This is a genomic window from Microbacterium endophyticum (assembly GCF_011047135.1).
In the GTDB taxonomy this organism is placed as follows: domain Bacteria; phylum Actinomycetota; class Actinomycetes; order Actinomycetales; family Microbacteriaceae; genus Microbacterium; species Microbacterium endophyticum.
Genome location: NZ_CP049255.1, coordinates 710,927 through 736,359, shown reverse-complemented (window position 1 = coordinate 736,359; position 25,433 = coordinate 710,927). Strand labels below are relative to the sequence as shown.

Genomic DNA, 25,433 nt, shown 5'->3' with positions numbered 1-25,433 from the left:
GCGCTCACGCCAAGCGGCGACGTCCCGCGAGGACTCCGACGGTGACGGCGATGACGGCGAAAGCGATTCCGGCCCAGGCAAGCCCGAGGCTCCACAGCACGATGGTTGCGGCGGCGTAGATGAGAAGCTCAGCGAACGCACGTACGAACGGGTGCACCGCGAGCACGGCACGGGGGGAGACGAAAAGTGCCCACACCAAGATTGCGATCGCGGGGGTCGCGATGCCAAACAGAATGTTCCACGCGAACGGCCACGCCAAGAAGCCCCACACGGCAAGCACGGCGAACGCCGCGAGCTCGACGATGAACGCGAGAATATCGATGACGCTCGGGCGCGCGCTCATTCCTGGGGTAGTTTCAACGCTCTGTGACACGCCCCCAGTCTACGGGCGGCGCGAGGTGCGCCCGGAGGGGTGCGCAGCTGAATCGGGTCGGGATCGTGCTCGGGCTTCCCTTCGGACCTGGCGCAAAAAATGCCGTTGATTCACAGCCGAGCGATTCGCTGACTGCGTCCGAAGCTGTTCGATGATCGATCCGATTCAGTACTCCCAATAGCCAGTGTCGGGGTGTGACTCGTACCGACCGGCTCTACGCGCTTGTGGAAGAACTTCGGGCTATCGCCCCGCGTCCGCGAAGTGCTCGGTGGCTTGCGGAAAAGTTCGACGTCAGCTCGCGAACGATCGAGCGTGATTTGTCGGCGCTGCAACAGAGCGGAGTCCCCATCTGGGCGGAACCTGGCCGCACCGGCGGCTACTGCCTCGACCCGGGTCACACGTTGGCGCCCCTCGGGTTCACTGTCGACGAAGCCCTTGCCGTGATGATTGCGCTGGGGGCACTCGATACCAGCCCGTTCCGTGATGCCGCGATGTCGGCTCTGCGCAAAGTCGTCGCCGTCACTGGCGAGCACAGCCTGACGGGGGCTGCGGACTTGGCCAACCGCATCCACCTGCTTGGCGATGACCGGCCGCAAGAAGGGTCGCGCGTGCTGGCTGATGCACTGCGAACCGGGCACGTCGTGCAGATTGCCTACAACGATCGCAGTGGAAATGCGACGCTACGAGACGTCGAACCCATGGGATTCGTCGGCAAGGGGGACGACTGGTATCTGATCGCTTGGTGCCGCCTCCGTGACGGCATTCGCGCGTTTCGAGGCGACCGGATTACTCACGCGACAACGCTGGGCGAGCGGCCACCGCGGCGCCCCCTCCGCGCAGAGGACCTCGGCATTGTCGAAGGGAAATTGCGGATGGTCGGTCTGAGCGAAAATTCGTCGTAAACGCCGACACGACGTTGTCGCGAGGCAGGGTGAAGCTAGACACGTCGCGCCGGACGGCTCGCCGAAAGGAAGATCATGAACCTCGCATCAATTCGCATCATCACGCGGGACCTCGACCGACTCGTTCGCTTCTATGAGGCAGTGACGGGAACAGTTGCCACACGTCCCGCCCCCGTCTTCGCCGAGTTCCGAACAGACTCAGGAACCCTCGCGATCGCAAGTACAGCGACTGTCGCGATGCTGGGCGACAACGCACCGAAGCCAGCCAGCAACGACACCATCATCATCGAATTTCTTGTGACGGATGTCGATGGCGAGTTCACGCGGTTGCAAGAGCAGCTTGACGACATCGTGCTCGAACCGACCACCATGCCCTGGGGGAACAGGTCGACGCTCTTTCGCGATCCAGATGGCAACCTCGTCAACCTTTTCTCACGGCCAGCATCCTGACGCACGTCCGCGCGTCGAAAGAACGCATAGCGAGATCGAGCGTGAGTGCACCCAGGCTCGGCCGCGTTATGTGACGGGTCGCCCGGCGCACCACACCGCGCGCACGGTGAGGTCGGCGTTCAGCAGCACGGCGTCGGCGAGGAATCCGGGTGTCAGTGCACCGAGCGAGTCGGCGTATCCGATGGCGCGCGCGGGCGTTGACGTCACGGCGGTGATGGCATCGACGAGCGGCACGCCGGCCGAAACAGCAGTGCGTACTGCGGCATCCTGCGTGAGGGTTGAACCGGCGATCGTGCCGTCTTCCAGCCGCGCGACCCCGTCTTCGACCGTGACCTCCAGCGACCCGAGCACGTACTGACCATCGGATGCCGCAGCCCCAGCCATCGCGTCAGTGACGAGTGCGATGCGACCCGGCGCCGCAGCGAACGCGAGGGCGACCATTTGCGGGTGCACATGCACACCGTCTGCGATCACCTCGAGGGTTATCCGCCGATCGGCCACCGCAGCGCCGATGGGGCCGGGCTCTCGGTGGTGGAGCCCGGGCATCGCGTTGAACGCGTGCGTGAGAATCGTTGCCCCGGCATCGAAGGCGGCTGCAGTCTGGGCGAGCGTCGCGCCGGTGTGGCCGACAGCCGCAGCGGCTCCGGCGGCCACGATCTGTCGCACAGCATCGAGGCCGCCGGTGAGCTCGGGGGCAAGCGTCACTTGGCGAACCGTGCCGCGCCCGGCGTCGAGAAATAGCGCAAGACGCTCTTCCGTGGCGTCGGTCAGGAGCGATGGGTCGTGCGCACCCTTATGGGCGTGCTCGAGAAACGGCCCCTCGAGGTGCGAGCCGAGAATGTCGTCATCTGTTGTCGACAGCGAAGCGACCAAAGCGACGCGTTCCGCGAGGAGATCCAGTGGCGCTGTCACAAGAGAGATGACTGCCCGTGTGGTGCCGTGGGCGCGGTGGGCGGTGCGTACCGCGCGGATTGCGTCCGCGCCGTCGTCGTAGGAGAATCCGCCGCCGCCGTGGCCATGAATGTCGATGAAGCCCGGTGTGAGTACGCCGCCGTGTGCGTCAGTCACCGTCGATGAGTCGCGAACATGCGCACGCCAGGTGTCACCCGTGCCGGTGCCGAGGATGCGTTCACCCTGCCATGCGACCCAGCCGTTCCGAGCCTCGATCCCGCCCGAGATTACCCGCGCCGAATGCACGACCGATACGTGCTCACTCTTCGTCATGTGCCCATTGGACCGCGGGGAGGGGTGTGAAAGCTATTCCCGCGCGCGTCCAGAGCGGGCCGAGCCGGCCCACGCGAACGACGAAGGACTCCCAGTCGCGCTGCTCCGGTTGCGACCACGCGGCCTCGGCGGCCGAGGCGATGCGCGGAAAAGCGGCTGCGTCGATGTCTGCGGCGTTGACGATCGTTTCGGTCCACAGCGGCGCTTCTACGCCGAGGATTGCGTCTTCGCCGATGCCATCGATGATGCTCGTCGGCTCCCACCGGTACGAGCGTTCGAGGCTCGTTGGGCCGTTCGCCCAGGTGAGTCCGAGGCGATCGCTGTCGTTCTCTTTCATGTCGAGGTACACGGCATCCGCGGGGGAGAGGATCAATCGCGAACCGTGCGTGACGAACGCACGCGCTTTCTCAGCGGAGTCAGCCGTGGGCGTGACGAACCCCCAGTACTGACCGACGGTGCTCGGCGCAATACCCGGTGCAGCTCCCGCCTCGTGCCACGCGATCGGAGTCTTGCCGAGCTGTGCCACGAGGGTTGTCACGCGGGCCATGAACGCGGCGAAATCGGCTGGCGGAGTGCCGAGTGCCTCATCGCCACCCACATGCAGGTACGGCCCGGGCGTCATCGTTGCGAGCTCCCCGAACACATCTGCGAGAAATTCGTCGGTCGCGGCACTGTCGATGATCAGGGAGGAGAACCCCACGGCGAGGCCGATGTAGGGAACTCCAGGCGTCGGCATGCCGCCGCCGAACTCGGCCACGGCATCGTCAACCGCTTCACTGGCGGCGGGCGGGGCGGCTAGCTCCGGATACCCGAGCCCCACGGCGTGAGTATGGCCGGGTACATCGAACTCTGGAACCACCGTCATATGGTGCGCCGCCGCATACGCGACGATGTCGCGGTAGTCGCCCGCGCTGAAGTATCCGCCGGGTTTGTCGCCGACGCTGGTTCCCGAGCCCGACCCGGTGAGCTCTGGGCGCGACGACAGCTCGAGTCGCCACCCCTGATCATCGGTCAAGTGCAGATGCAGCACATTGAACTTCAGCGCCGACGCACGATCAATGTAGCCCTTGACGGTATCGACGCCGTGAAAGTGGCGCGCGACGTCGAGCATCACGCCGCGGTATTCAAAGCGTGGCGCATCGGTGATCTCCACCGCCGGCAGAATCCATTCGCCGTCGTGCCGGGCAACGAGCTGAGCGAGAGTGTGCACACCGTAGAAGAGACCGGCGGCATCCGGGGCCTCCAGTCGCGCCCCTTCGGGGGTTACTCGCAGCCGGTACGACTCGGGCTCGCCATCATCGATGAGAGTGCAAGAAATCTGTGCATTCGCGCCGGCTTCAAGCGACAAGCCCGTGCGCTGTGCAAGCAACTCCGTGCAGAGAGCGGATGCCGCGGCCTCGCCACCGACGACAACTCCGGCGCCGAGCAGAAATGTTCCGTCGCCCGCGTGCATCATCGCTGGGGCGGGCACGACCGCGGGATGCCGAGTCATGGAAGAACCCTCACGCCGACAGAACACTTCATGTAAGGAACCCTAACTAATTGTGAACGCAGGCAACAGGGGGCAAAGATCCGATATGCTCACATCGTCGCAACTGGCGTTGAGGTGGGCTACCACCGGGAAGCGACTGATAACGGCATTCGATCGCTCGCCTGGGCCGATGCGGACACATCTATCCGAAAAGCCGTCGTCAGGGAGCCTGCCATGACCGATCAGTATTTCAACGCCCCACTTTCTGAGGTTGATCCCGAGATCGCCCAGGTGCTCGAGCGAGAGCTTGACCGCCAGCGCGGATTCCTCGAGATGATCGCCTCCGAGAACTTCGTTCCGGTGTCTGTCCTGCAGTCGCAGGGCTCGGTGCTCACCAATAAGTACGCCGAGGGCTACCCCGGCCGCCGCTATTACGGCGGATGCGAAGAAGTCGACGTCGCCGAAGAACTCGCAATCGAGCGCGCGAAGGCGCTCTTCGGCTCCGAGTTCGCGAACGTGCAGCCGCACTCTGGTGCGACAGCCAATGCTGCCGTGCTCCACGCCATTGCTCGTCCCGGCGACACACTTCTGGGCCTTGCGCTCGACCAGGGTGGGCACCTCACACACGGCATGAAGATCAACTTCTCGGGTCGTCTCTACAACATCGTCGCGTACGGCGTTGACCCCGAGACATCCCTCATCGACATGGATGAGGTGCGTCGCCTCGCGATCGAGAGCAAGCCCAAGGTCATCATCGCCGGGTGGTCGGCGTACCCGCGTCAGCTTGATTTCGCACGCTTCCGCGAGATCGCTGATGAGGTCGGCGCCTACCTGTGGGTCGACATGGCTCACTTCGCTGGTCTCGTGGCCGGCGGCGTCCACCCGAGCCCCGTGCCGCACGCCCACGTCGTATCGACCACGGTCCACAAGACCATCGGCGGCCCCCGCTCCGGAATCATCCTGACCAACGACGCTGATCTCGCGAAGAAGATCAACACTGCCGTCTTCCCCGGTCAGCAGGGCGGACCCCTCATGCACGTCATCGCGGCGAAGGCCACAGCGTTCAAGCTCGCGATGACTCCTGAATTCCGCGAGCGTCAGGAGCGCACCCTCCGCGGTGCCTCGATCCTTGCCGATCGCCTCTGCCAGAAAGACATCGCGGATGCCGGCATCTCAGTGCGCTCGGGCGGAACCGACGTGCACCTCGTGCTCGTTGATCTTCGAAATGCCGAGATCGACGGCAGGCAGGCCGAAGACCTGCTGCACGACATTCGCATCACTGTGAACCGCAACTCGGTGCCCAATGACCCGCGGCCGCCGATGGTGACATCGGGGCTTCGCATCGGTACACCGGCGCTCGCCACCCGCGGTTTCGGTGACGTTGAATTCACCGAGGTCGCCGACATCATCGCGCTCGCACTGCTGCCGAATGCCGACATCCCTGCGCTGCAGGCACGCGTTGCGGCCCTCACTGCAGCGTTCCCGCTCTACCCGGGGCTGCACCAGTAGAACTCAGTTCCGCACACACACGACTCGGGGCGATGATGCTTCGAAGAGGGAATGACATGACTGCACAGAAGCTTGATGGCGTCGCGACAGCGGCCACAATTAAAGAAGAACTGCGTCAGCGCGTGGTTGCACTCGAAGCGCGTGGCATCGTGCCGGGTCTTGGCACTTTGCTCGTCGGAGACGACCCCGGGTCGCGCTCGTACGTCACGGGCAAGCACCGCGACTGCGCCGAGGTGGGCGTTGCCTCGATCTCGAAAGAGCTACCGGCAACGGCGACTCAAGACGAAATCGAAGCAGCGGTTCGCGAGCTGAACGAAGACCCCGCAGTGACGGGATTCATCGTGCAGTTGCCGCTGCCGAAGGGCATCGACGAGAACCGCATCATCGAACTCATCGATCCGGCCAAAGACGCTGATGGGCTGCACCCGATGAACCTCGGTCGGCTCGTCTTGGGCGTCGACCCGGCGACAGCTGTTGCGGCGCCCCTGCCATGCACGCCCGCCGGCATCATTCAGCTGCTCGAGCGTCACGGTGTCGAAATCGCTGGAAAACACGTGACGGTGATCGGTCGTGGCATCACGGTCGGTCGCCCGCTCGGCCTTCTGCTTACCCGCAAGGGTACGGATGCCACGGTCACGCTGACACACTCGCGCACGAAAGATCTGGCCGCCGAAGTCCGCCGCGCCGATATCGTCGTGGCAGCTGTTGGTCAGCCTCACCTCGTGCAGGTGGACTGGATCAAGCCGGGCGCTGCCGTGCTCGATGTCGGCGTCACCCGCGTCGGCACGACCGAGTCGGGTCGGGCAAAGCTCGCCGGTGATATCGATCCGGCCGTTGCCGAGGTCGCCGGGTGGCTCTCGCCGAACCCCGGTGGTGTCGGTCCGATGACGCGCGCTCTGCTCGTGGCCAACGTCGTAGAGACCGCGGAGCGCCTGGCAAGCTAACAGGATGCTGACACTCTCCGGCGCTGAGCGCATCATGATCGATCCCGCCGACGAGCGGGACGGCGATCTTCATGTCGCCGACGACGGTCGTGTCGCCAGCTCTGGCGCGCCAGACGGCGAGATGTGGGATGTCACGGGCTGTGTCATCACGCCGGGGCTCGTTAACGCGCACCACCACCTCTTGCAGACCGGCTTTCGCACCCTGCCCGGCACGCGGGGCGTGCCGATGCGTGAGTGGCTCCCGGCGATGGCCGCGGCATATGCAGGAGCGGGAATAGACGCATCGCTCACCGGTGCTACAGCGGCTGTCGGTCTTGCCGAGTCTCTCCTGAGCGGGGTCACCACGACCGCCGACCACCAGCTCAACTGGCCAGATCCGAGAGGTTCGACCGATCCGGTCGCCGACACCGTCGCCATTGCGCGTGCCATCGCGGAATCGGCAACGGTTCTCGGCGCACGTCTCGTGTTCGTTCGCGGGTCTGCCCGTGACGACCCCGAGCAGGCGGCCGCGAGCGCCGAGGCGATCACGCAAGCCCTCCTCGCGGGCAGTCATGAAGGCGGCGTCACTCACGACGGAATGCTGCAGCTCGCCGTTGGGCCCGCCGGAGTGCACTCCGATAGCGAAGCAACGTTTCGGCTGCTCGGCGAGGTGGCTGCGCGCCATGGTCTTCGTCGTCGCACTCAGGCCAATGAGCAGGTCGATACCGAAATCGCTCTTGAGAAGTATGGGCGTCGCCCGCTCGACCTTCTTGAAGACTGGGGATGGCTGTCGTCGGATGTGACCATCGCGCATCTGTGCGACGTCACGCCGGCCGAAATCGCGCGCCTAGCCGAACGTGGTGTGACGGGTACCCACGCGCCCGGTTGCGATGTGCCGATGGGCTGGGGGATAGCGCCCGTGCACGCCCTTTTGGAGGCGGGTATCGAGCTCGGCCTCGGGACGTCTGGCGGCGGATCGAATGACGCAGGCCACCTTCTCGCCGACGCACGCCTCGCGATGCAGGTATCCGGGCTTATTGGTCCACAGCTGCCGGCGCGCACAGTTCTGGCAATGGCGACAACCGGTGGTGCTGCCGGGCTCGGTCGTACTGATATCGGGCACCTGCGCGAAGGCGCTCGCGGCGATCTGTGCGTCTGGGATGTGTCCGGCGTTTCGGATGCTGGGGTTGCCGACCCGATCGCCGGCTTGCTCTGGGCATCTCCCGGGCGAAAGCCCCGCCACGTGTTTGTTGACGGCCGCCCCGTCGTTCGCGACTACCAGCTGGTGTCAGCGCGCGAAGCCGACCTCGTGGCAAACCTGAAAGTGCGCATCACTTCGTAGTCGCTTATCAATATCGCGCCATTCCACTCCACGTGACCAAAGGAACTGAGCATGCAGTACAAACTGATGAACGCCTCCGGTGCTTCATGGCCGTTCTGGGCCGAAGACGGTGTGTGTGGGCACGGGGACCCGGTTTTGCCTCCGGAACTTGAGGTCGAGGCCACGAAGTGGGCGTTGCAGTTCGAGCAGCACTTCGACGAGCAACAGGGGTGGCCTGACGAGGAGACGGCAATCGCACACCGTGCTGAAGCGGAGCGTTTGCTGCGTGAGATCGATGATGTGCTCCCCGCCGACATCATCACGCTCGACTACTGGGAGACCGCATACCGCACGCCGTGACAGCCGGCCGCGCGGTGGCTACAGATCGAGAACGATTCGTGGGCAAGCCGCCCGCGAAACGCAGGGCATCATCACGAGGCTCTCTTCTCGCTCCACCGGGGTGAGGATCGAGTCGCGGTGTTCGATTTCGCCCTCGAGAACCGGCACTTCGCACGTGCCGCACGTGCCTCGGCGACAGCTCGACAGCACAATCGTGTCAGGGGCCTGCGCGGCGATGGCCTCGATGATGGTCTGCTCGGGTTCGACAGTGACCACGTCACCGCTGAGCGCGAGTTCTACCTCGAAAGCCTCCGACCAGAGCGGCTCACCAAACTCTTTCGCTTCGAACCTCTCAACGTGCAGCACGCTGTCGCCTGCTGTGGCCAATCCCGACTCCAAGGCCTCGATAAGCCGCGCGGGACCGCAGGAATAGATCGCTGTGCTTTCGTCCACGCTGTTGATCAGACCGTCAAGGCTCAGCCGCCTGCCTTCGTCCGCCGCGAAGACCCGCACGCGAGTTGGGTGCACAGATGCCAGCTCCGCAACGAAGGCCATGGTCTCGCGCGAGCGGCCAGCGTAGTCCAGGGTCCAGTCTGCGCCCGCGGCATCCGCTGCTTTCACCATCGACATGATCGGCGTGATGCCGATTCCGCCAGCGATGAAGCGGTAGGAGGTGCCGGGCGCGACCTCGAATGAGAAGTGATTTCGTGGTCCGCGGACGCGCAGGCGCTGGCCGACTGCTACCTCGTCGTGCACGCGCACCGATCCGCCGCGCCCGTCGTCTTCGCGCAAGACGGCGACCCGCCACGTTGAGCGGTCGCTCGCGTCGCCACACAGTGAGTACTGCCGCTCGACGGGTGCCCCGCCATTGACCGCAGGAAAGATGAGGTCGACGTGAGAGCCGGGCGTCCACGCAGGGAGGTCTCGACCGTTGTGGGAGACAAGGTCAAGAGCCACGACCCCGGATGCCACATCGGTTCGAGCCGCAACCACCAGGTCGCGCTCGACGTCACTGAAAAAGCTCACACTTGCTCCTGATCGATTCTGAAAACAACGTTAACTGTGCGTCGAGGCATCCTTGACGGAACCCCGGCACGTTTAACAGTGACGCAACAGCTGCCGCTGGTTACAGAAACACTTGTCACGTTGACTGAAACCTAATTGTTGGCCACGCCAACAGCACGATACTCTAAAGCACCGATGCGAAAGTGAGCAGCATGCCCCTGATCCGCCCGGAACATCTTGTTCCCCACCAGAACGTGAACGCTGTCTCGGGCGCGACGACGATCGATGGCGCCAGCAGCACATTCGCGATTGTCGATGGGCGGATTGCTGACCGAAATGCCGGTCACACAGAGGTGAGCATCGATGCGGCAGGCTGGATGGTGCTGAGTCCGCTGGCGGACCTGCACGCGCATCTCGATAAGGCCTACACCTGGAGTGCTTCGGGGAGTCCTGCCGGCTCTCTCGAGGATGCCGTGGCCTCGTGGCGGGCGTTCAGTCCGTCGCTCAGCTACGACGACATCAAGACAAACGCGCGTCGCCAACTCACCGCGGCTTTTCAATCGGGCGTCACCGCAATGCGCACTCATGTGAACTATCACGAGGGTGACGATTCGCTCCGAGGTATCCGTGCTGTCGTCGAGCTGCGGGCCGAGTTCCGAAATGTGCTCGATCTGCAGGTCGTCGCAATGCATGACCACACTCGGAGCGCCGAGCTGATTCGAAGCGCCATCGCTTTAGGCGTTGACCTGTTGGGAGCGGCTCCCCATCTTGCGCCCGATCCGCAGCTTGAGCTCGAGCGCACGCTGCGCCTCGCTGAAGAAGCGAACCTCGGTGTCGACCTCCATACCGACGAGAACCTCAATCCCGATTCGTTAGGCCTGCTGGAGCTTGCTCGACTGACCAAAACCTGGCCGAAAGAGCGCACACGCTCCGCCGGACACTGCGTGAGTCTCGCGATGCAAGACCCCGAAACCCTCGCGCTCGTGCTGAAAGAAGCTGCCACCGCTGATGTGAGCATCATCACGAATCCGCTCACCAACCTCTACCTACAGGGGTGGCAGCACCCCGTTGCTACCCCGCGTGCCCTGCCGCCCCTCGCTGCGATTCTCGCGGCCGGAGTAACTCTTGCTGCCGGTGGCGACAACGTCCAAGACCCCTTCAATCCCCTCGGCAACGGCGACATGATCGATGTCGTCGCGGCGATGGTGTTGGCGGGTCATCTGTCTCCGCGCGCAGCATGGGACATCGCTGCCGCTGGCCGCTCGCTCATGGGCCTTCAACCGGCCACGGGAGCGGTCGGCGATGCCGCCGACATGATTCTTGTGCGCGCGGCATCCGTTGCAGAAGCCGTTGCCGAACGCGCACCCGATCGCGTTGTCATCCGCGCGGGGCGCGTGATCTCAGTGCAAAGCCGGTCGTCCAGGGCCGTCACCGTGACACCACTGGCGCAGCCGGAGAACTCGGTATGACCTCTGCGGTAGCGGGTCGGCTACGTGTGATGCTGTTGTTCTTTCACCACAAGCACCTGGCAGGTCTCACCGGGTGCTGTGCGCCACTTGTGTCGCGAACCACCGCCGTAGTACGCAGCGTCCCCGCGCGCGAGAGTCACCTCTTCATCTTCCAAAACGATGACGATTTCGCCCTCGAGAACGTAGACGAATTCCTCTTCATCGTGCTGCCACCAGAGGCCATCGTCTTCGAAGCTGCCAGAAAAAATCATCGGCAGAAAACGTGCGCGTTGCTGGGCCAACACCGTCACAGCGCCCGAACCGGAGCCCGCATCGACGGGCGAATCCGACGTGGCGCGGTACACATGAAAGCCACCCGACGGAACACCCTCGGGTTCGTCAGTGAGCAGAGCCTGCTGTGTGGTGCCGAGTGCTCGTGCGATGCGAAACAGCGATGCCATGCTGAGTCTTTCGTGCCCGCGCTCCACCTGGCTCAAAAAAGAGTGCGAAAGGTCAGCGTCGGATGCTGCCTGCGTCAAAGTCAGACCGCGACGCTTTCTGAGCGCCCGAATACGCGCACCCAACGCCAGCGCAGAGGCATCGTGATCCGCAGGACCCGGCCCGGGATCGGCTGCCGCAGCAATTTCAGACATGTAAATACGGTAGCGGCCAGTGCCGCAGAGAAGAGCAACAATGACTGAACCCGACTACGCAGCTCTTGAGAACGATCTGAAAGAACTTCTGGGACCGCGCGGTGTGAGCCGCGACAGTCGGCAGCGCGAAAAGGCATCCGTCGATGGAGCACGGATGTCGCCCATCATCGCCGAACTCCTGCCACTGGGTATCGCAGACCTCGTGGCCTTTCCCACTACGGCCGAAGAGATCACCGGAGTCGTCGCGGCTGCCGTTCGCCACCGCGTCCCAGTGACTCCGCGCGGCAAAGGGACCGGCAATTACGGGCAAGCGATCCCGATGTCAGGTGGACTGGTGCTCGATATGTCACGGGCGCGCACTGTCATTGGTGTGTCGGGCGACACGATCACAGCAGACGCCGGAGTACCCATCACAGCTCTTGAGCAAGCCGCACGCGCGGCAGGAAGACAACTGTGGATGTACCCGTCGACGGTGCACTCCACGATCGGCGGCTTTCTGAGTGGCGGATCCGGTGGCACCGGAACGATCTTGCACGGCAGCAACGATGCCGGATTCGTGGCAGCTCTCGACGTCGTGACGCCAGAATCCGACGGCGAGCTGCTGCACGTTGAGGGAGACGAAGCGCAGGGCTTCGTGCACAATTACGGCACCGCAGGAATCATCGCACGCGCGACCGTGCGGCTTGAGCCCGCCCAAGACTGGCGTGGTCTATATGCCTCGTTCGCGGACTTTGCCGGCTCATTGTCGGTACTTCGCAAGCTGGGTCGCCTGCAGCCGGCTCCACGTCTGGTATCCGCAGACACCCCGCACATCACGGCTCAGCTACCGCCCGATGATGCTTTCCCCGCCGGACGAAGTTCGCTACGGATGATCGTCGACGCGAGCATTGTCGCCGAGGCAACCGCCATTATCGAGGGAGCAGGCGGTCGTATCGAAGACGTTCGCGAGGGGCCTTCGGTATCGGCCGCGCTCTCGGTACTGAGCTACAACCACCCAATCGAGTGGCTGCAGAAGTCGGAGCCCGGTGTGTACTTTCACGTGGAGGTCTCGGGCGACGCGCTCGTCGAACGCATCGATGAGGTCCACGCGGTCTACCCCGGAGGACTCCTTCACATCGAAGCCGGACATACTGTGCCGATCGGGATGCTCGCGGGCATCTATGAGAGTCCCGAGGCCGTGTACGCGGGAATCGAAAAGCTTGGCGAACTGGGAGTCGGAGTCCACAACCCTCACCAGTGGAACGTCGACTTCCGCCTGCAAGAGACACTCGAACTCGCGCAGACCACAGACCCACAGGGGCTACTCAACCCGGGGAAACTCAACCCCGAGTATGCCGGTCCCACGAAAGGAGCGATCCGTTGAGCACGGTTTTTCGTCCAAATTCTCGCGCGTGGGCTGATCTCTCTGGCCCATCCCTCATCGCCGCAACGTCGGAACGATCGATCGCGGTGGTTCCGATTGGTGCGATCGAACACCACGGCCCCCATCTGCCGCTTCGCACCGACGCGCTCGTTGCTGAATCTGTCGCGGCCGCTGCAGTGGAGCGTGTGGCGGCGGACGGAATAGATGCCTGGCTCCTCCCGACGATCTCGTACGCGAAGTCGGATGAACACTATTGGGCTCCGGGAACCCTGTGGATGGAGGGCACAACGCTGCTCGAACAGCTCATCGAAATTGGCCGTTCGATTGCGATGACCCCCGTAAAGACCGTCGTTTTCGTCAACGGCCACGGCGGAAACGTCATGCTCCTCGGCTGGGTGAATCGCGAGCTCCACCGCAGATTCGGCTTGCGCTCATTCTCGATGCCTTCGGGCATCGCTGCGGCCGGCGATGGCATCGATGGACGCCCAGACGAACTCGGCCAGGGCATCCATGCGGGCTTTGGTGAGACGTCGATCGTCATGCACCTCGCCCCTCACCTGGTCGCGCCAGAACTGCCACCGCGCAATGTTCCCGAAAAGATCGCGGGCCTCCAGTACATCGGGTTCAACAAGAAGCCGGTCATGTTCGGCTGGACGAGCGACGACTTCGGGCCGAGCGGCGTGATCGGTGACCCCACCGGGGCGAACGCAGAACACGGTGAGAGGTTGTTTACCGCAGGGGTCAACTTCGTCAGTGAAGCGCTCGCCGAGATCGATGGGTTCGTGTTCGGATGAGTGGCGGCGAAATGCAGCAGACAGCCACGACGGTTGTCGAGGTTCCTCTCATCGATCACACGACCGATCCGGTGCAGTCAGACGACCCGATGCACGACCCCGCAGCTCTTGCCGCCGAGTGGCTGCCGGCTGACGATGAGCCACGCGTGCTGATGACCCTCTCAACGATCGACGCCGAAGGATTCCCCCGAAGTCGCACCGTCATGCTGAGCGAGTTCGACGGGGAGAGCTTCTATTTTCACACCGACGCGCAGAGCCAAAAGGTGCAAGACCTGGCACAGAACTCCCGGGTTGCGCTGACTGTGTTGTGGCCAGGTTTCACGAGACAACTCGTCGTGCAGGGCACAGCATCGATTGCGCCGGCAGCTGAGGTATCAGATGCCTATGAGAAGCGCTCGCCGTATCTGCAACAGCTCGCGTGGCTCAACACGACAGAGTACGCACGGATGCCGCTGACCACGCGCGTCTCGGAATGGTCACACTATGCCGAGCGGGTACCCGCACCACAGCAGCCGCAGGGTTGGGTGGGATACGCCGTGAAACCGCATCGCATGCTGTTCTGGGTTTCTCACCCGAACGCTGCAAGTCGCCGTGTCGAATACACGCGCAATGGCAGCGAGTGGGAGCACCAATACTTGCCCGGATAGCCGCGCGTGAATCGCTGCTGGGTGTAAAGATGAACTGATCTATCTGCGCGTGCGAGTCGGGAGAAACATGACTGAGATCAGCGAGAGTGAACTGCTGGGGCGGGTACCCGCAGACCTTTTCATCGGTGGTGAGTGGCGGTCATCGAGCGACAACAGCACGCTCGATGTCACAGACCCATCAACCGGTGACGTGATCAAAACGATTGCCTCCGGAAACCCGGCAGATGCCAAAGCTGCGATGGATTCCGCATCCGCAGCGTTTCCGGAATGGTCAACGACACCTGCCCGAGTGAGAGGTGAAATCTTGCGCCGGGCGTTCGATCTGCTGCAAGAGCGCGCAGATGAATTTGCGCTACTGATGACCCTCGAGATGGGAAAGCCCGTCGCCGAGTCACGCGGTGAAGTGACCTACGGAGGCGAGTTCCTGCGGTGGTTCAGTGAAGAGGCCGTGCGAGTACAGGGACGCTATGGCGCGAACCCCGAAGGAACCGGACGCGTGATTGTGTCGCAGCATCCGGTCGGGCCCTGCTACCTCATCACGCCGTGGAACTTTCCGCTCGCGATGGCGACTCGAAAGATTGCGCCGGCGCTCGCTGCCGGGTGCACGCTCATCATCAAACCGGCTGAACTCACGCCGCTGACAACGCTGTACTTTGCAAAGCTGCTAGAAGAAGCGGGGGTTCCCGCGGGTGTCGTCAACGTGGTCACCACGAGTGACTCTGCCGGGGTATCAGAGCCCATCATCAGCGATTCGCGACTGCGCAAACTGTCGTTCACAGGATCTACCGCAGTCGGTCAGAAGCTCCTCGCGCAGGCCGCGGGTGGCGTGCTGCGAACATCGATGGAGCTCGGCGGAAATGCGCCGTTCGTCGTGTTCGATGATGCCGACCTCGATAAGGCCGTTGACGGCGCAATCGCAGCAAAGTTCCGGAACATCGGCCAGGCCTGCACCGCCGCAAACAGGTTCATCGTGCAGCGCGGCATTGCTGAGGAGTTTGCGCGGCGGGTCACCGATCGTGTGCAGCAATTCGGAGTCGGCCGCGGAACCGAATCAGGAGTGACGATCGGACCCCTGATCGATGATCGTGCCGTGGCGAAAGCCTCGAGACTCGTTGATGACGCGCTCGAGCGCGGCGCTCAGCTTCGAACCGGTGGAAGTGCGATCAACCGGGCGGGAACGTTTTACGAAGCGACAGTGATCTCTGACGTCGCCGACGGCAGCGAGATCCTGCGGGAAGAGATCTTCGGCCCAGTGCTGGCGATCGTGCCTTTCGATACCGAAGAAGATGCCGTTCGTATCGCGAATGACACCGAGTTCGGCCTCGTTTCGTACGTCTTCACACAAGACCTTGCCCGTGGCCAGCGCATGATCGAGAAGTTGGAGACCGGAATGATGGGCCTCAACGTCGGTGTCGTTTCAAACGCTGCGGCACCTTTTGGTGGCTGGAAGATGTCAGGGCTTGGACGTGAGGGTGGGGATGAAGGCATCCATGAATATCTTCAGACGAAATACACCCTCACGCCTAACCCGTTCAACTAGAACCTCGACCGGTCGGCTGTTCGAGACGTGTGATGAATCAGCGCCCGATGGGGTGGTGCTCCACCCGATAGGTGGAGTGCACCATGCCATCGTCCGTGGCGTGGCTTCCGAGCAGGGTGAGATAGACGTCGCGAGGCAGAGAATCGAACAGTCGACTTCCGGCGCCGAGAAGAATCGGAGCCCAGCTCGTCGTGATCTCATCGATGAAGTCTTTGCGTAGAAAGGCCTGGATGGTCTTGCCGCCATCGATATAGACGATACGAGCGTGAAGGTCGGTCAGCATAGCCGCCGCGTCTTCGACACTTCGAGCCACACGAATCCGGTCGTCTTTTTCGCTCAACGTTGTGGACAGGACGATGACGCCCTTGCCGTCGTATGGCCACTCGTCGAAGGCGGCGACCGTCTCGTAGGTGCCGCATCCCATCACGATGTGATCGATAGTAGGAAAGAAAGTGTCCCAGGACTCGGCTCGACGTGTGCTGCTGATGTGAGCGTGGGCCCGGCCCGCTGGTGGGTCAAGCAGCCAGGAGATATCACCGTTCGGTCGTGCGATGAAACCATCGAGACTGACGCCGATAGTAACTCGGCCCACCCAGGCTCGCTGCTGTTTCATGCCTCTATTCTTGTGTGATATCGCGGTCAGCTTGAGGCGTGCCGGTCGAGGAATGAGTACACCTCGTTGTCATCGACCCCGGGAAATGCGCCGCGGGGAAGAGGTGAGAACATCTGCATGTGCACGCGGGCGCTCGGCCATGCTTTTCCGCTCCATCGGGCCGCGGCATCCGCTGCGGGCTTCCGGCAGCACGACTCGTCAGGGCACGTCGACGTCGCACGCTTTGTGGTTTCGCGTCCACGGAACCACTTGGAGTCATCGAACGGGACGCCGACGGTGATGGAAAACTCTCCCTCGGACGTCGTGCCGGTTTGGGTTGCGCACCAGAACGTTCCGGAGGGAGTGTCGGTGTACTGGTAGTGCTCGGTAGTGCGGTTCTGCTCGCTGAACGCTGAGCGAGCGGAGAACCACTTGCAGGCAACCTGCCCCTCGACAGCACCCGTGACATCCATCGGCAGGGGGAGGTCATCATTTTCGTACACGCGGTTAATTGCCCCCGCGCTGTCGACCCGGAGAAAGTGGAGCGGGATGTCGAAATGCTGGGTCATGAGGTTTGTCATCCGCATGCCCGCGGCTTCGTGGGTGACTCCAAATGCATCTCTAAAGTCTTCGACAGCGATATCGCGATCACGCTTGGCTTGGTGCAGCATCGCGACCGCGTTGGTTTCGGGCATGAGGCAGCATGCCGCGAAGTAGTTGATCTCCAGCCGCTGCTGCAAGAAGTCCGCGTAGTCGGTGGGCTGAGTGTGCCCGAGTAGGCGATGCGCCATGGCCTGCAAAGCCATTGATCTCAGGCCGTGGCCGCCGGGAATCGACGCGGGTGGAAGGTAGATGCGGCCGTTTTCGAGATCTGTGACAGATCGTGCGGAGTGCGGCAAATCACTGACGTAGAGCAGTTCGAAACCGAGCTGCTCTGCCATCACGCTCACGCTGCGGTGAGTGAGCGCGCCCGACGTGTGCCCGACAGCTTTCAACTGTTTTTCTGCCAGAGCTTCGATTTCGGGCAGGTAGTTGTTCTTTTCGCGCATGCGATGACGAAGCTCGGTGTTGGCGCGACGAGCTTCTTCGGGAGTGGCGATTGCATCACGCTCACGGCGTTGGAGCTCATGATGGAGGCCGAGGACCGTCTCAATCGTTTCGTCCGGCGTTGACTTCGTAACCTTTACCGGCGCGATTCCTAGGCGCCGGAAGACTGTGCTCGACTGTGCGCGATTCAACTCGATTTCAAGGGCGGCACGCCGATTGGGCGGTTCTGTCGACAGCAGTTGGGAAAGATCAGTGTTCGTTACGCGGGAAATGGACTGCAGGAGCGAGAGCTTCGGCTCACGTTTTCCATTCTCGATCAGGCTGAGGTGGCTCCCCGCGACGCCGACGGCACTTCCGAGTTCGTCGAGCGTGAGTCCGGCCGCCTGCCGGTAGTGACGAATACGGTGTCCGAGTGTCGTCAATTCCATGCTGCGCTGCGCCATTCCTTGAGCATAGCGAAAGAAAGCCATAAATTTCCGACACTTTGGCTGTAAAACCCGCCGTGAAGCCCGCAAAGTGAAGAAAGCCCAACAATCTCTCACCACTTCCGGCAAAGGAGTCGTTATGGCAATCGCCGAAACCTACACCCGCTCAGCAACAGCCGAAACGGCTCTTGAAGAGTGGGTCGATGAGATCGCGAAGCTTACGCAGCCGGATCGAATTCATTGGGTCGACGGTTCTCGTCGTGAGAACGAGCTGCTGCTGCGCGAAATGGTGTCAGAGGGAAAACTGATCAAGCTGAACCCGGAATGGCGTCCCGGCTCATACCTTGCGCGATCGCACCCGAGCGACGTTGCTCGAACGGAGGCGCGCACATTCATCGCTTCTGAAAATGAGGCCGACGCCGGGCCAACCAACAACTGGGCTGACCCGGCTGAAATTCGAGGAACACTCAATCCGTTGTTCGCCGGTTCGATGCGGGGCCGCACAATGTACGTCGTTCCCTTCTCGATGGGGCCCGTGGGCGGCCCGCTATCGCAGTTGGGTGTGCAAATCACCGACAGTGCGTACGCAGTGGCATCCATCGGGATCATGACGCGTGTCGGTGACGACGTGCGTCAGCTCATCGCTGAGGGTGCGCCTTGGGTCAAAACAGTTCACTCCGTCGGCGCACCGCTTGCGCCGGGAGAACAGGATGTCGCGTGGCCATGCAACGATGAAAAGTACATCGTGCACTTTCCCGAGACGCTCGAGGTGTGGTCATACGGCTCGGGCTACGGCGGGAATGCGATCCTCGCAAAGAAGTGCTTCGCCCTCCGCATCGCATCGGTCATCGGTCGCGACGAGGGGTGGCTCGCGGAGCACATGTTGCTTATTCGGGTCATCAGCCCCGAGGGCAAGGCCTACCACGTCGCCGCAGCATTCCCCTCGGCGTGCGGCAAGACGAACCTTGCGATGCTGAGGCCGACGATCCCGGGTTGGCGGGTCGAGACGCTCGGCGATGACATCGCGTGGTTGCGTCCCGGCGACGATGGACGGCTGTGGGCGATCAACCCCGAGGCTGGTTTCTTCGGGGTTGCACCGGGGACCGGAGAAGAGACCAACGTCACCGCTGTCGAGACGCTGTGGGGCAACACCATCTTCACCAATGTGGCGCTCCGCCCCGATGGCGACGTGTGGTGGGAGGGTCTCACCCGTAACGCCCCTCCGCATCTCACCGATTGGGAGGGCAACCCTTGGACGCCCGAATCTGGTCGGCCAGCAGCGCACCCCAATTCTCGATTCACTGTTTCGGCATCCCAATGCCCTCAGATCGCCGAGGACTGGGACACTCCTGCCGGGGTTCCGATCGATGCGATTCTGTTCGGCGGACGCCGCGCTACGAACGTTCCGCTCGTTGTTGAAGCTGCCGACTGGAGTCAGGGAGTCTTCATGGGCTCGAACATCTCTTCAGAACGCACCGCTGCCGCCGAAGGCACCGTTGGCGAACTACGCCGTGACCCGTTCGCGATGTTGCCCTTTTGCGGATACAACATGGGCGACTACTTTGCGCATTGGCTCGATATCGGTCAGCAGCTGCGCTTTGACCGCGCGCCAAGGATCTTCCAGGTCAACTGGTTCCGGAAGGGTGATGATGGTCGCTTCCTGTGGCCAGGGTTCGGTGAGAATTCACGAGTCATCGACTGGATTATTCGCCGCGTCGAAGGAGAAGTCCCCGCCGTCGCGAGCGCGATTGGTCGCCTGCCCCGTATCGAAGACCTCAATCTCGACGGAATCGATGTTCCGCAGGCTGATCTTGACGCACTCTTTGCCATCGACACTGAGTCGTGGCAGCGCGAGAGCGATCTCACCGAGGAGTTTTACGACTCATTCAACGGAACCATTCCCGCAGCGCTCCGATCCGAGCTTGCAGCGCTCCGATACCGGCTCAAGCGGTCGGCAAGTGACGCTATGCCGCAAGCGCTCCGTACACCTCGATGATGAGCAGGAATGCCGCCGCGGCGAGGCAGAGGTAAGACAGCAAAAGCCCGATCTTCGCCGCGCGGTGCGGCCCTTCCCGGCGGCGGGCCAGCGTGCCAACCACGATGCCGGCGATCGGCAGAAGGTACTGGAATACTGTGGCGATGGCGATGGCGACGGTATTTCCTGGCAGGACCCACGAGAGAAGCGCTGTTCCCAGCACGTAGTTGAGTGCCGACAGCGCACCCAGCACGAACGCGCCCTTGCTTAGCGGCCCCGCGTTTGCCAGCAACGGCTGCTTCGGTGTAGTCGTGAATGGTTCGCTCATATGCCGAGCCTAGAAGGTGAGCTCGTCGAGCACACCCGCATGCGCTGTGTGTTGTCAACAACTGAGCACACATTCAGCCCAGTTGTCGAGGGGGTCGGCTCAGCTACCGCGCGTGAGAATATGACGACATGACACGGTTGCGTCGAAGCCAACCCGCAAAACCGGGGATCACGCGAGTGCGGCGAGGGCGCGGTTTCGGGTACGTCGATGTCAACGGGGGCGCGCTCCAAGATCGCGAGATACAGGAGCGAATTGCGTCGCTCGTCATCCCGCCAGCCTGGAGAGACGTGTGGATCGCGCCCCACGCAAACGGCCATATTCAGGCGCTGGGCTTTGACGAGGCCGGCCGCCGTCAGTACATCTACCACCCGGCCTGGCGTATCCAGCGCGATCGCGTGAAGTTCGATCGGATGCTGGAGCTCGCAGCGGCACTTCCGTCAGCCCGCCGGGGAGTAACTATCGACATCCGCCAAGACGGGATGACGCGGTTGCGGGTGCTCGCCGGCGCATTCCGCATGCTCGACACCGGCAGTCTCCGTGTCGGTTCGGAGCGGTATGCAGACGAACACGGAAGCTACGGACTATCCACCCTTCGAGGCGCGCACGCGAGTGTGCGTGCGGGTGAAATCGTTGAACTTCGATTTCCCGGTAAGAGCGGCCAAGCGTGGGAGTCGGACATCCACGATGTTGAGCTCGCAGAACTCGTGGCTCGACTCAAGCGTCGCGGTGGGCAGGCCCGGCTCCTCGCCTGGCAGGAAGAGGGCTCGTGGCATCCGCTTCAGCCCGAAGAAATCAACGATGATCTCCGTCGGCGGCTCCGGGGAGACTTCACCGCCAAAGACTTTCGTACCCTCCACGGCACCGGTGCTGCGGCTATCAGCCTCGCCAAGGCGGGTCCGCAAAAATCTGTCGCCGCGCAACGTCGTGCTGTTGCCGCTGCCATGCGGGACGCCGCAGACGTACTCGGAAATACCCCGTCGATTGCTCGCAGTAGCTACGTAGACCCACGGGTACTCGACCGCTACGAACGCGGCGAGACGATCGATGCTGCCACGTCGGGCTCGATCGAAGCGCAGCTCATCCAGTTACTGACCTAGCGCGCCGACTATACGAGCAACTGGTGTTTTGCGAGATCCCGGTACAGGGGAGTGGAAGTGACGAGCTCGGAGTGCGTTCCCTGGCCGACAACCTCTCCGTGGTCGAGGACGACGATGACGTCGCTGTCGACGACGGTGGAGAGACGGTGCGCAATCACTATGAGAGTGCGGCCGGTTGCCACGGCGTCGATTGCCTCGCGCATCCGCTGCTCGTTGAGTCCATCGAGGGATGACGTCGACTCGTCGAGGAGCAGGATCGGGGGAGCAGCCAGCAGCGCTCGCGCAATCGCGAGGCGCTGGCGCTCGCCCCCAGAGAGCATGACTCCTGACTCGCCAACGGGCGCGTCGATCCCGAGGGGACTGCGCTCGAGCACATCGCCGAGGTTCACCGCATGCAACACTTGCTCGCACTCGTGGTCGGTGGCGTCAGGTGAGGCGAGCCGCAGATTATCGGCTATCGTTCCGGCGAGAGTGGGCGCGTCCTGCTCGACGTATCCCAGCTGCGCACGAAGCTCTTCACGGTCGAGGTCACGGATGTCTCGCCCATCGAGCAAAATCGCGCCATCGGTCGGGTCGTAAAACCGCTCGATGAGCGACAGCGTTGTGCTTTTACCGGCGCCGGAGGGGCCGACCAGCGCAACGCGAGCTCCGCGTGGCACGTCGAACGACACTCCGCGCAGAACATCGCCGGGCTTCCGGCCCGCAGCTTCGGTGTCTATCGCTGAGGTATCGGCGTGCGCACCTTCTAAGAGCGTGAGCGCCTCAGTTTCGGCTTTCTTCCGCGCTGTGACGACGGCATCCGGATACCGAAAGTGCACATTCTGGAACGAGAGTGCGGCGCTCGATGCAACCGCTGCCGGCTTTGACACCGAGTCGGTCTTATCGTCTTGCGTCTCCGTTGGCAGGTCGAGCACTTCTTGGATTCGCCCGAGAGCACCGAGGGCTTGGCCCACCGACGTGATTGCGCCGAGGAATGAGCCCAGCGGCTGAATGAGCAAGAACAAGAAGATGACGAACGTCACCAGATTCGCGATCGTCAGGGCGCCCGACGCCACCCGGAACCCGCCGACGCCCAGAACGACGAGGAGCGAAACCTGCAGCGCAATTCCTGCGACCGGAACGACAAGAGCGGATGCCTTGGCCACCCGCACGCCGGCATCGTACGCGTCTTCGGCGACCGATGTGATCGTGCGTTGCTCGCGCTCGCTGGCGCCTGACGCGCGCACCGTCCGAATCGAACCAATCGCACGTTCAACGCCGGATGCGAGCTCGCCGACCTTCTCCTGCTGCACACGAGTTGCCGCACGGATGCGCCCGCTCAGCACGACAACAGCGGCAACGGATGCACCCACGACGACGAGAATCAGCACCAGCAGAATCGGGTCGAGGATCAGCATCGCGATGATCGCACCCACAAAAATGAGCACGTTTCCGATCGAATCGGCAAGACCCTGAGTGAGTACGGCGTAAAGCAGGGTCGTGTCGGTGCCGACGCGAGAGACAAGGTCACCGGTACGGCGGGCATCGAATTCGCGAATCGGAAGATGCAGGATTCGAGCGATCAATCGGCGACGGCTGGAGAACACCACCGCGGTGCCGGTGCGCTGCAAAAGATAGTGCTGAAACCCGGAGACGACCGAAGAAACGATGACGAGCGCGACGAGCGCCCAGACGAGCAGGCCCAGGCTCTCGTCTGCCTGCACGCGTTCGATGACGGAACCCACGAGGAGCGGTTGTCCGAGTGTCGCCGCCGCTGCCAACACACTGAGAACACCCACGACGACGAGCACGCTTTTGTGCTCGAACACGTACGGCAGAAGTTGTTTGATGCTGGCGCGCGGACCGTCGTCTTTGGTGGGGCGACGGAATCCGCGACGCGCAGGTGCGCTCGTAGACATGGATACCTCGGTTCAGGGTGACTACCTACGACGCTACTTCGTGTTTGTGTGGGGCGGCCACTCAGACGCTAAAGCGATGCGGTCGCTCCGACGCCTAGTGAACCGTCGTCGTCGTAGTCGACGTCTTTCGTTTCCTTCGACAGCAGCAGTGCGATGAGGGTCAGAACGCCCATCGCAGACAGGTACAGTCCGACAAGCCAGGGCTCGCCGTCGGCTGCGGCCCACAGCCACACCGCGATGAGGGGAGCCACGGCCGCGCCGAGGATCGACGACATGTTGTACGCGATCGCTGAGCCCGAATAGCGGACGTTCGTCGGAAACAGCTCCGGTAGCAACGCGCCCATCGGTCCGAATGTTGCACCCATCAATACGAAGCCGAAGACCAGGAACGCCTGCACGAGAGCGCCCGTGAATTTCGCATCTGCGTATGGCATGAGGAACAGGTTGAACGACAGCCCGAAGACGATGATGCCGACTGTGACCCAAATGAGGAGCTTCCGGCGACCGATCGCATCGGCAATCGGGCCAGAAAGCAACGTAAAGATACCGAAGAACACCACACCGATGATTTGCATGAGCACGAAGTCGATGTATCCGAATCCGAGACCGGGGTAGAACTGCTCTGCGAACGCTGTTGCATCGAAGGACTTGCCCGCGGCCTCCGCCGCAGCCTGAGCAGCCGCCGACGCTGTAGAAAGATCTGCCGCTTTCGTGCCGTAAGAGAGCGTGAAGTTTGTCATCAGGTAGAAGAGCACGTAGGTCGCAAGCATGATGAACGTGCCGAGGATGAGGTTCTTCCAGTGGCGACGGATCACAAACCCGAGCGGGAACTTGCGAATGGCGCCCTTCTTCTCCGCCTTCACGAAGGCTTCGGATTCAACGAGGCGTAACCGCACCCACAGCCCAATGAACACCATGACCGCCGAGAAGAGAAATGGGACGCGCCAGCCCCAGGCAAGGAATGCTTCTGAACGCTGCAGAGCCCCATCTGGGTGAGGGAGAGCCCAGTTGATCGTCAAGAACACCATGTTGGCGATGATGAAACCGATGGGTGCACCGAGCTGTGGGAACGTGCCGTACCACGCGCGCTTTCCCCTGGGTGCGTTCTCGGTCGCAACGAGCGCTGCTCCTGACCACTCTCCGCCCAGTGCGAACCCCTGCGCCAGTCGCAGCACGAGCAAGAGAAGAGCTGCCCACCAGCCGATGTCGGCAAATGTGGGAAGACATCCGATCAGGAATGTGGCGATTCCCATCGTGAGGAGCGAAACAACCAGGGTTGTTTTGCGTCCGACTCTGTCGCCGAAGTGACCGAACACGACGGCGCCAATGGGGCGGGCAACCATCGCCGCGCCAAAAACGGCGAACGACGAGAGCAGTGACGTGGTGTCATTCCCCGTCGGAAAGAACAGGACCGGAAAGACGAGGACTGCGGCTGTCGCATACGCATAGAAGTCGTAGAACTCGATCGTCGTGCCGACAAGACTGGCCGTGATGACGCGCGAGCGCGGATTGAGCGGGGCAGCAGTGGTGTTGGGCGCGGCAGGGGATGCAGATGACATATGAAGCCTGAAAAGAGAGAGAGCGGTGCGGTCCTTCTGGGACACAAACGGTGGCGCGGGCCCGAGGCGCTGTGGCGCATCAGGCGGCACTGCGCTGGGTCACCGGCGTCGCGGGCACTATCGCCGATGCGAACTCTCTATTGTAGGCCGCGTGGCGGCCCCGACACAGCTTTAGCGCCAGATAACGGCGATGGCAGCGTTGAGGGCTGTCAGCACGCCGACCGACCAGAACAGTGCTGACGGCATGCTGCCCGTCTTCCGCTGCTTGCTCTGCCCGATACCGAGGAAGGCACCGATGATCAACAACACGATGAGCTTCACGCCGATTTTGGTGTAGTTCAAGTCGTACTCAAGACCCCACGGAGCGGCCAATGCGAGTCCCGCAACTGCAGCGATGACCATGCCGATGTTCATGAGTGGCGTCACCCGGATACGGCGGTTGAAGGCCTCGACGGCCCACGCTCCGAAGAGCGTCGCGAAACCTATCAGGTGAACGAATACAACGACGTGGCGCAGGGTCTCCATGCAGCTAGATTATGCGCGCCGTTGC

Annotated in this window: 24 protein-coding genes and 1 riboswitch; of the genes, 13 read left to right on the top strand and 11 right to left on the bottom strand. The window is 62.7% G+C overall.

Annotation, left to right across the window (positions count from 1 at the left end; all coding sequences use genetic code 11):
- Nucleotides 1–4: 4 nt before the first annotated feature.
- Entirely contained in the window at nt 5–373 is a 369-nt protein-coding gene (locus tag G6N83_RS03460; RefSeq protein WP_375782607.1) for a YrdB family protein, read from the bottom strand.
- Between the two features lie 194 nt (nt 374–567).
- On the opposite strand from G6N83_RS03460, the gene G6N83_RS03455 reads away from it, so the two are divergent.
- The gene (locus G6N83_RS03455; protein WP_165139321.1) at nt 568–1,275 is read left to right on the top strand and encodes a helix-turn-helix transcriptional regulator; all 708 of its coding nucleotides are present in this window, start codon (nt 568–570) and stop codon (nt 1,273–1,275) included.
- 75 nt (nt 1,276–1,350) lie between these two features.
- A complete protein-coding gene (locus G6N83_RS03450) occupies nt 1,351–1,725 on the top strand; it encodes a VOC family protein (protein WP_165139319.1) in 375 nt (124 codons plus the stop codon).
- A 66-nt stretch (nt 1,726–1,791) separates the two neighbouring features.
- Here G6N83_RS03450 and nagA read toward each other — a convergent pair whose 3' ends face one another.
- Complete coding sequence (gene nagA, locus G6N83_RS03445) at nt 1,792–2,949, bottom strand: N-acetylglucosamine-6-phosphate deacetylase (RefSeq protein WP_165139317.1); 1,158 nt, start codon at nt 2,947–2,949, stop codon at nt 1,792–1,794.
- Entirely contained in the window at nt 2,936–4,441 is a 1,506-nt protein-coding gene (locus G6N83_RS03440; protein WP_165139315.1) for a beta-N-acetylhexosaminidase, read from the bottom strand. The genes nagA and G6N83_RS03440 overlap by 14 nt, the downstream gene beginning before the upstream one ends.
- 89 nt (nt 4,442–4,530) lie before the next feature.
- Nucleotides 4,531–4,615: riboswitch (ZMP/ZTP riboswitch) on the top strand.
- Nucleotides 4,616–4,654: 39 nt separating this feature from the next.
- Here G6N83_RS03440 and glyA point away from each other — a divergent pair.
- The 4 genes from glyA to G6N83_RS03420 are packed head-to-tail and all read left to right on the top strand — an operon-like array spanning nt 4,655 to nt 8,533.
- Nucleotides 4,655–5,929 (top strand): serine hydroxymethyltransferase, encoded by a 1,275-nt coding sequence (glyA, locus tag G6N83_RS03435; RefSeq protein ID WP_165139313.1) that lies wholly within the window; start codon nt 4,655–4,657, stop codon nt 5,927–5,929.
- Nucleotides 5,930–5,985: 56 nt separating this feature from the next.
- On the top strand, nt 5,986–6,873 hold the full coding sequence (locus G6N83_RS03430) for a bifunctional methylenetetrahydrofolate dehydrogenase/methenyltetrahydrofolate cyclohydrolase (protein WP_165139311.1): 888 nt from the start codon (nt 5,986–5,988) through the stop codon (nt 6,871–6,873).
- 4 nt (nt 6,874–6,877) lie between these two features.
- On the top strand, nt 6,878–8,194 hold the full coding sequence (locus G6N83_RS03425; RefSeq protein ID WP_165139309.1) for an amidohydrolase family protein: 1,317 nt from the start codon (nt 6,878–6,880) through the stop codon (nt 8,192–8,194).
- Nucleotides 8,195–8,245: 51 nt separating this feature from the next.
- Nucleotides 8,246–8,533: a hypothetical protein gene (locus G6N83_RS03420; protein WP_165139307.1), complete on the top strand. Its 288-nt coding sequence runs from the start codon at nt 8,246–8,248 to the stop codon at nt 8,531–8,533.
- Between the two features lie 18 nt (nt 8,534–8,551).
- On the opposite strand, the gene G6N83_RS03415 is transcribed toward G6N83_RS03420, so the two are convergent.
- Nucleotides 8,552–9,538 carry a PDR/VanB family oxidoreductase gene (locus G6N83_RS03415; RefSeq protein ID WP_165139305.1) on the bottom strand — a complete coding sequence of 329 codons (987 nt, stop codon included), beginning with the start codon at nt 9,536–9,538 and terminating at the stop codon, nt 8,552–8,554.
- Between the two features lie 191 nt (nt 9,539–9,729).
- Here G6N83_RS03415 and G6N83_RS03410 point away from each other — a divergent pair, with 191 nt between their 5' ends.
- Nucleotides 9,730–10,986 (top strand): amidohydrolase family protein, encoded by a 1,257-nt coding sequence (locus G6N83_RS03410; protein ID WP_165139303.1) that lies wholly within the window; start codon nt 9,730–9,732, stop codon nt 10,984–10,986.
- A gap of 20 nt (nt 10,987–11,006) precedes the next feature.
- On the opposite strand, the gene G6N83_RS03405 is transcribed toward G6N83_RS03410, so the two are convergent.
- Nucleotides 11,007–11,618, bottom strand: a complete 612-nt coding sequence (locus G6N83_RS03405) for a helix-turn-helix domain-containing protein (RefSeq protein WP_165139301.1) — start codon at nt 11,616–11,618, stop codon at nt 11,007–11,009.
- Between the two features lie 40 nt (nt 11,619–11,658).
- On the opposite strand from G6N83_RS03405, the gene G6N83_RS03400 reads away from it, so the two are divergent.
- The 4 genes from G6N83_RS03400 (at nt 11,659) to G6N83_RS03385 (ending at nt 15,962) form a co-directional block, all read left to right on the top strand.
- On the top strand, nt 11,659–12,981 hold the full coding sequence (locus G6N83_RS03400) for an FAD-binding oxidoreductase (RefSeq protein ID WP_165139299.1): 1,323 nt from the start codon (nt 11,659–11,661) through the stop codon (nt 12,979–12,981).
- Nucleotides 12,978–13,775 (top strand): creatininase family protein, encoded by a 798-nt coding sequence (locus G6N83_RS03395; protein ID WP_165139297.1) that lies wholly within the window; start codon nt 12,978–12,980, stop codon nt 13,773–13,775. The genes G6N83_RS03400 and G6N83_RS03395 overlap by 4 nt, the downstream gene beginning before the upstream one ends.
- An 11-nt stretch (nt 13,776–13,786) precedes the next feature.
- A complete protein-coding gene (locus tag G6N83_RS03390; protein ID WP_165139295.1) occupies nt 13,787–14,422 on the top strand; it encodes a pyridoxamine 5'-phosphate oxidase family protein in 636 nt (211 codons plus the stop codon).
- Nucleotides 14,423–14,489: 67 nt separating this feature from the next.
- Nucleotides 14,490–15,962, top strand: coding sequence for an NAD-dependent succinate-semialdehyde dehydrogenase (locus tag G6N83_RS03385; RefSeq protein WP_165139293.1), 1,473 nt, complete (start codon nt 14,490–14,492; stop codon nt 15,960–15,962).
- A gap of 37 nt (nt 15,963–15,999) precedes the next feature.
- On the opposite strand, the gene G6N83_RS03380 is transcribed toward G6N83_RS03385, so the two are convergent.
- Together G6N83_RS03380 and G6N83_RS03375 are read right to left on the bottom strand one after the other, a co-directional pair.
- Nucleotides 16,000–16,575, bottom strand: a complete 576-nt coding sequence (locus G6N83_RS03380; RefSeq protein WP_165139291.1) for a dihydrofolate reductase family protein — start codon at nt 16,573–16,575, stop codon at nt 16,000–16,002.
- Between the two features lie 26 nt (nt 16,576–16,601).
- Nucleotides 16,602–18,044 carry a helix-turn-helix transcriptional regulator gene (locus tag G6N83_RS03375; protein ID WP_165139289.1) on the bottom strand — a complete coding sequence of 481 codons (1,443 nt, stop codon included), beginning with the start codon at nt 18,042–18,044 and terminating at the stop codon, nt 16,602–16,604.
- A 121-nt stretch (nt 18,045–18,165) separates the two neighbouring features.
- Here G6N83_RS03375 and G6N83_RS03370 point away from each other — a divergent pair, with 121 nt between their 5' ends.
- Nucleotides 18,166–20,022: a phosphoenolpyruvate carboxykinase (GTP) gene (locus tag G6N83_RS03370; RefSeq protein ID WP_165139287.1), complete on the top strand. Its 1,857-nt coding sequence runs from the start codon at nt 18,166–18,168 to the stop codon at nt 20,020–20,022.
- On the opposite strand, the gene G6N83_RS03365 is transcribed toward G6N83_RS03370, so the two are convergent.
- Nucleotides 19,991–20,329, bottom strand: coding sequence for a hypothetical protein (locus tag G6N83_RS03365; protein WP_165139285.1), 339 nt, complete (start codon nt 20,327–20,329; stop codon nt 19,991–19,993). The two genes, G6N83_RS03370 and G6N83_RS03365, sit on opposite strands and share 32 nt — an antisense overlap.
- Before the next feature lie 128 nt (nt 20,330–20,457).
- On the opposite strand from G6N83_RS03365, the gene G6N83_RS03360 reads away from it, so the two are divergent.
- The gene (locus G6N83_RS03360; RefSeq protein ID WP_165139283.1) at nt 20,458–21,426 is read left to right on the top strand and encodes a DNA topoisomerase IB; all 969 of its coding nucleotides are present in this window, start codon (nt 20,458–20,460) and stop codon (nt 21,424–21,426) included.
- An 8-nt stretch (nt 21,427–21,434) separates the two neighbouring features.
- Here G6N83_RS03360 and G6N83_RS03355 read toward each other — a convergent pair whose 3' ends face one another.
- The 3 genes from G6N83_RS03355 to G6N83_RS03345 all read right to left on the bottom strand — a co-directional run bounded on the left by G6N83_RS03355 (nt 21,435) and on the right by G6N83_RS03345 (nt 25,408).
- Nucleotides 21,435–23,324, bottom strand: a complete 1,890-nt coding sequence (locus tag G6N83_RS03355; protein WP_165139281.1) for an ABC transporter ATP-binding protein — start codon at nt 23,322–23,324, stop codon at nt 21,435–21,437.
- Between the two features lie 68 nt (nt 23,325–23,392).
- On the bottom strand, nt 23,393–24,883 hold the full coding sequence (locus G6N83_RS03350; protein ID WP_165139279.1) for an MFS transporter: 1,491 nt from the start codon (nt 24,881–24,883) through the stop codon (nt 23,393–23,395).
- 171 nt (nt 24,884–25,054) lie between these two features.
- Nucleotides 25,055–25,408: a Fe-S protein gene (locus G6N83_RS03345; RefSeq protein ID WP_165139277.1), complete on the bottom strand. Its 354-nt coding sequence runs from the start codon at nt 25,406–25,408 to the stop codon at nt 25,055–25,057.
- Nucleotides 25,409–25,433: the final 25 nt, after the last annotated feature.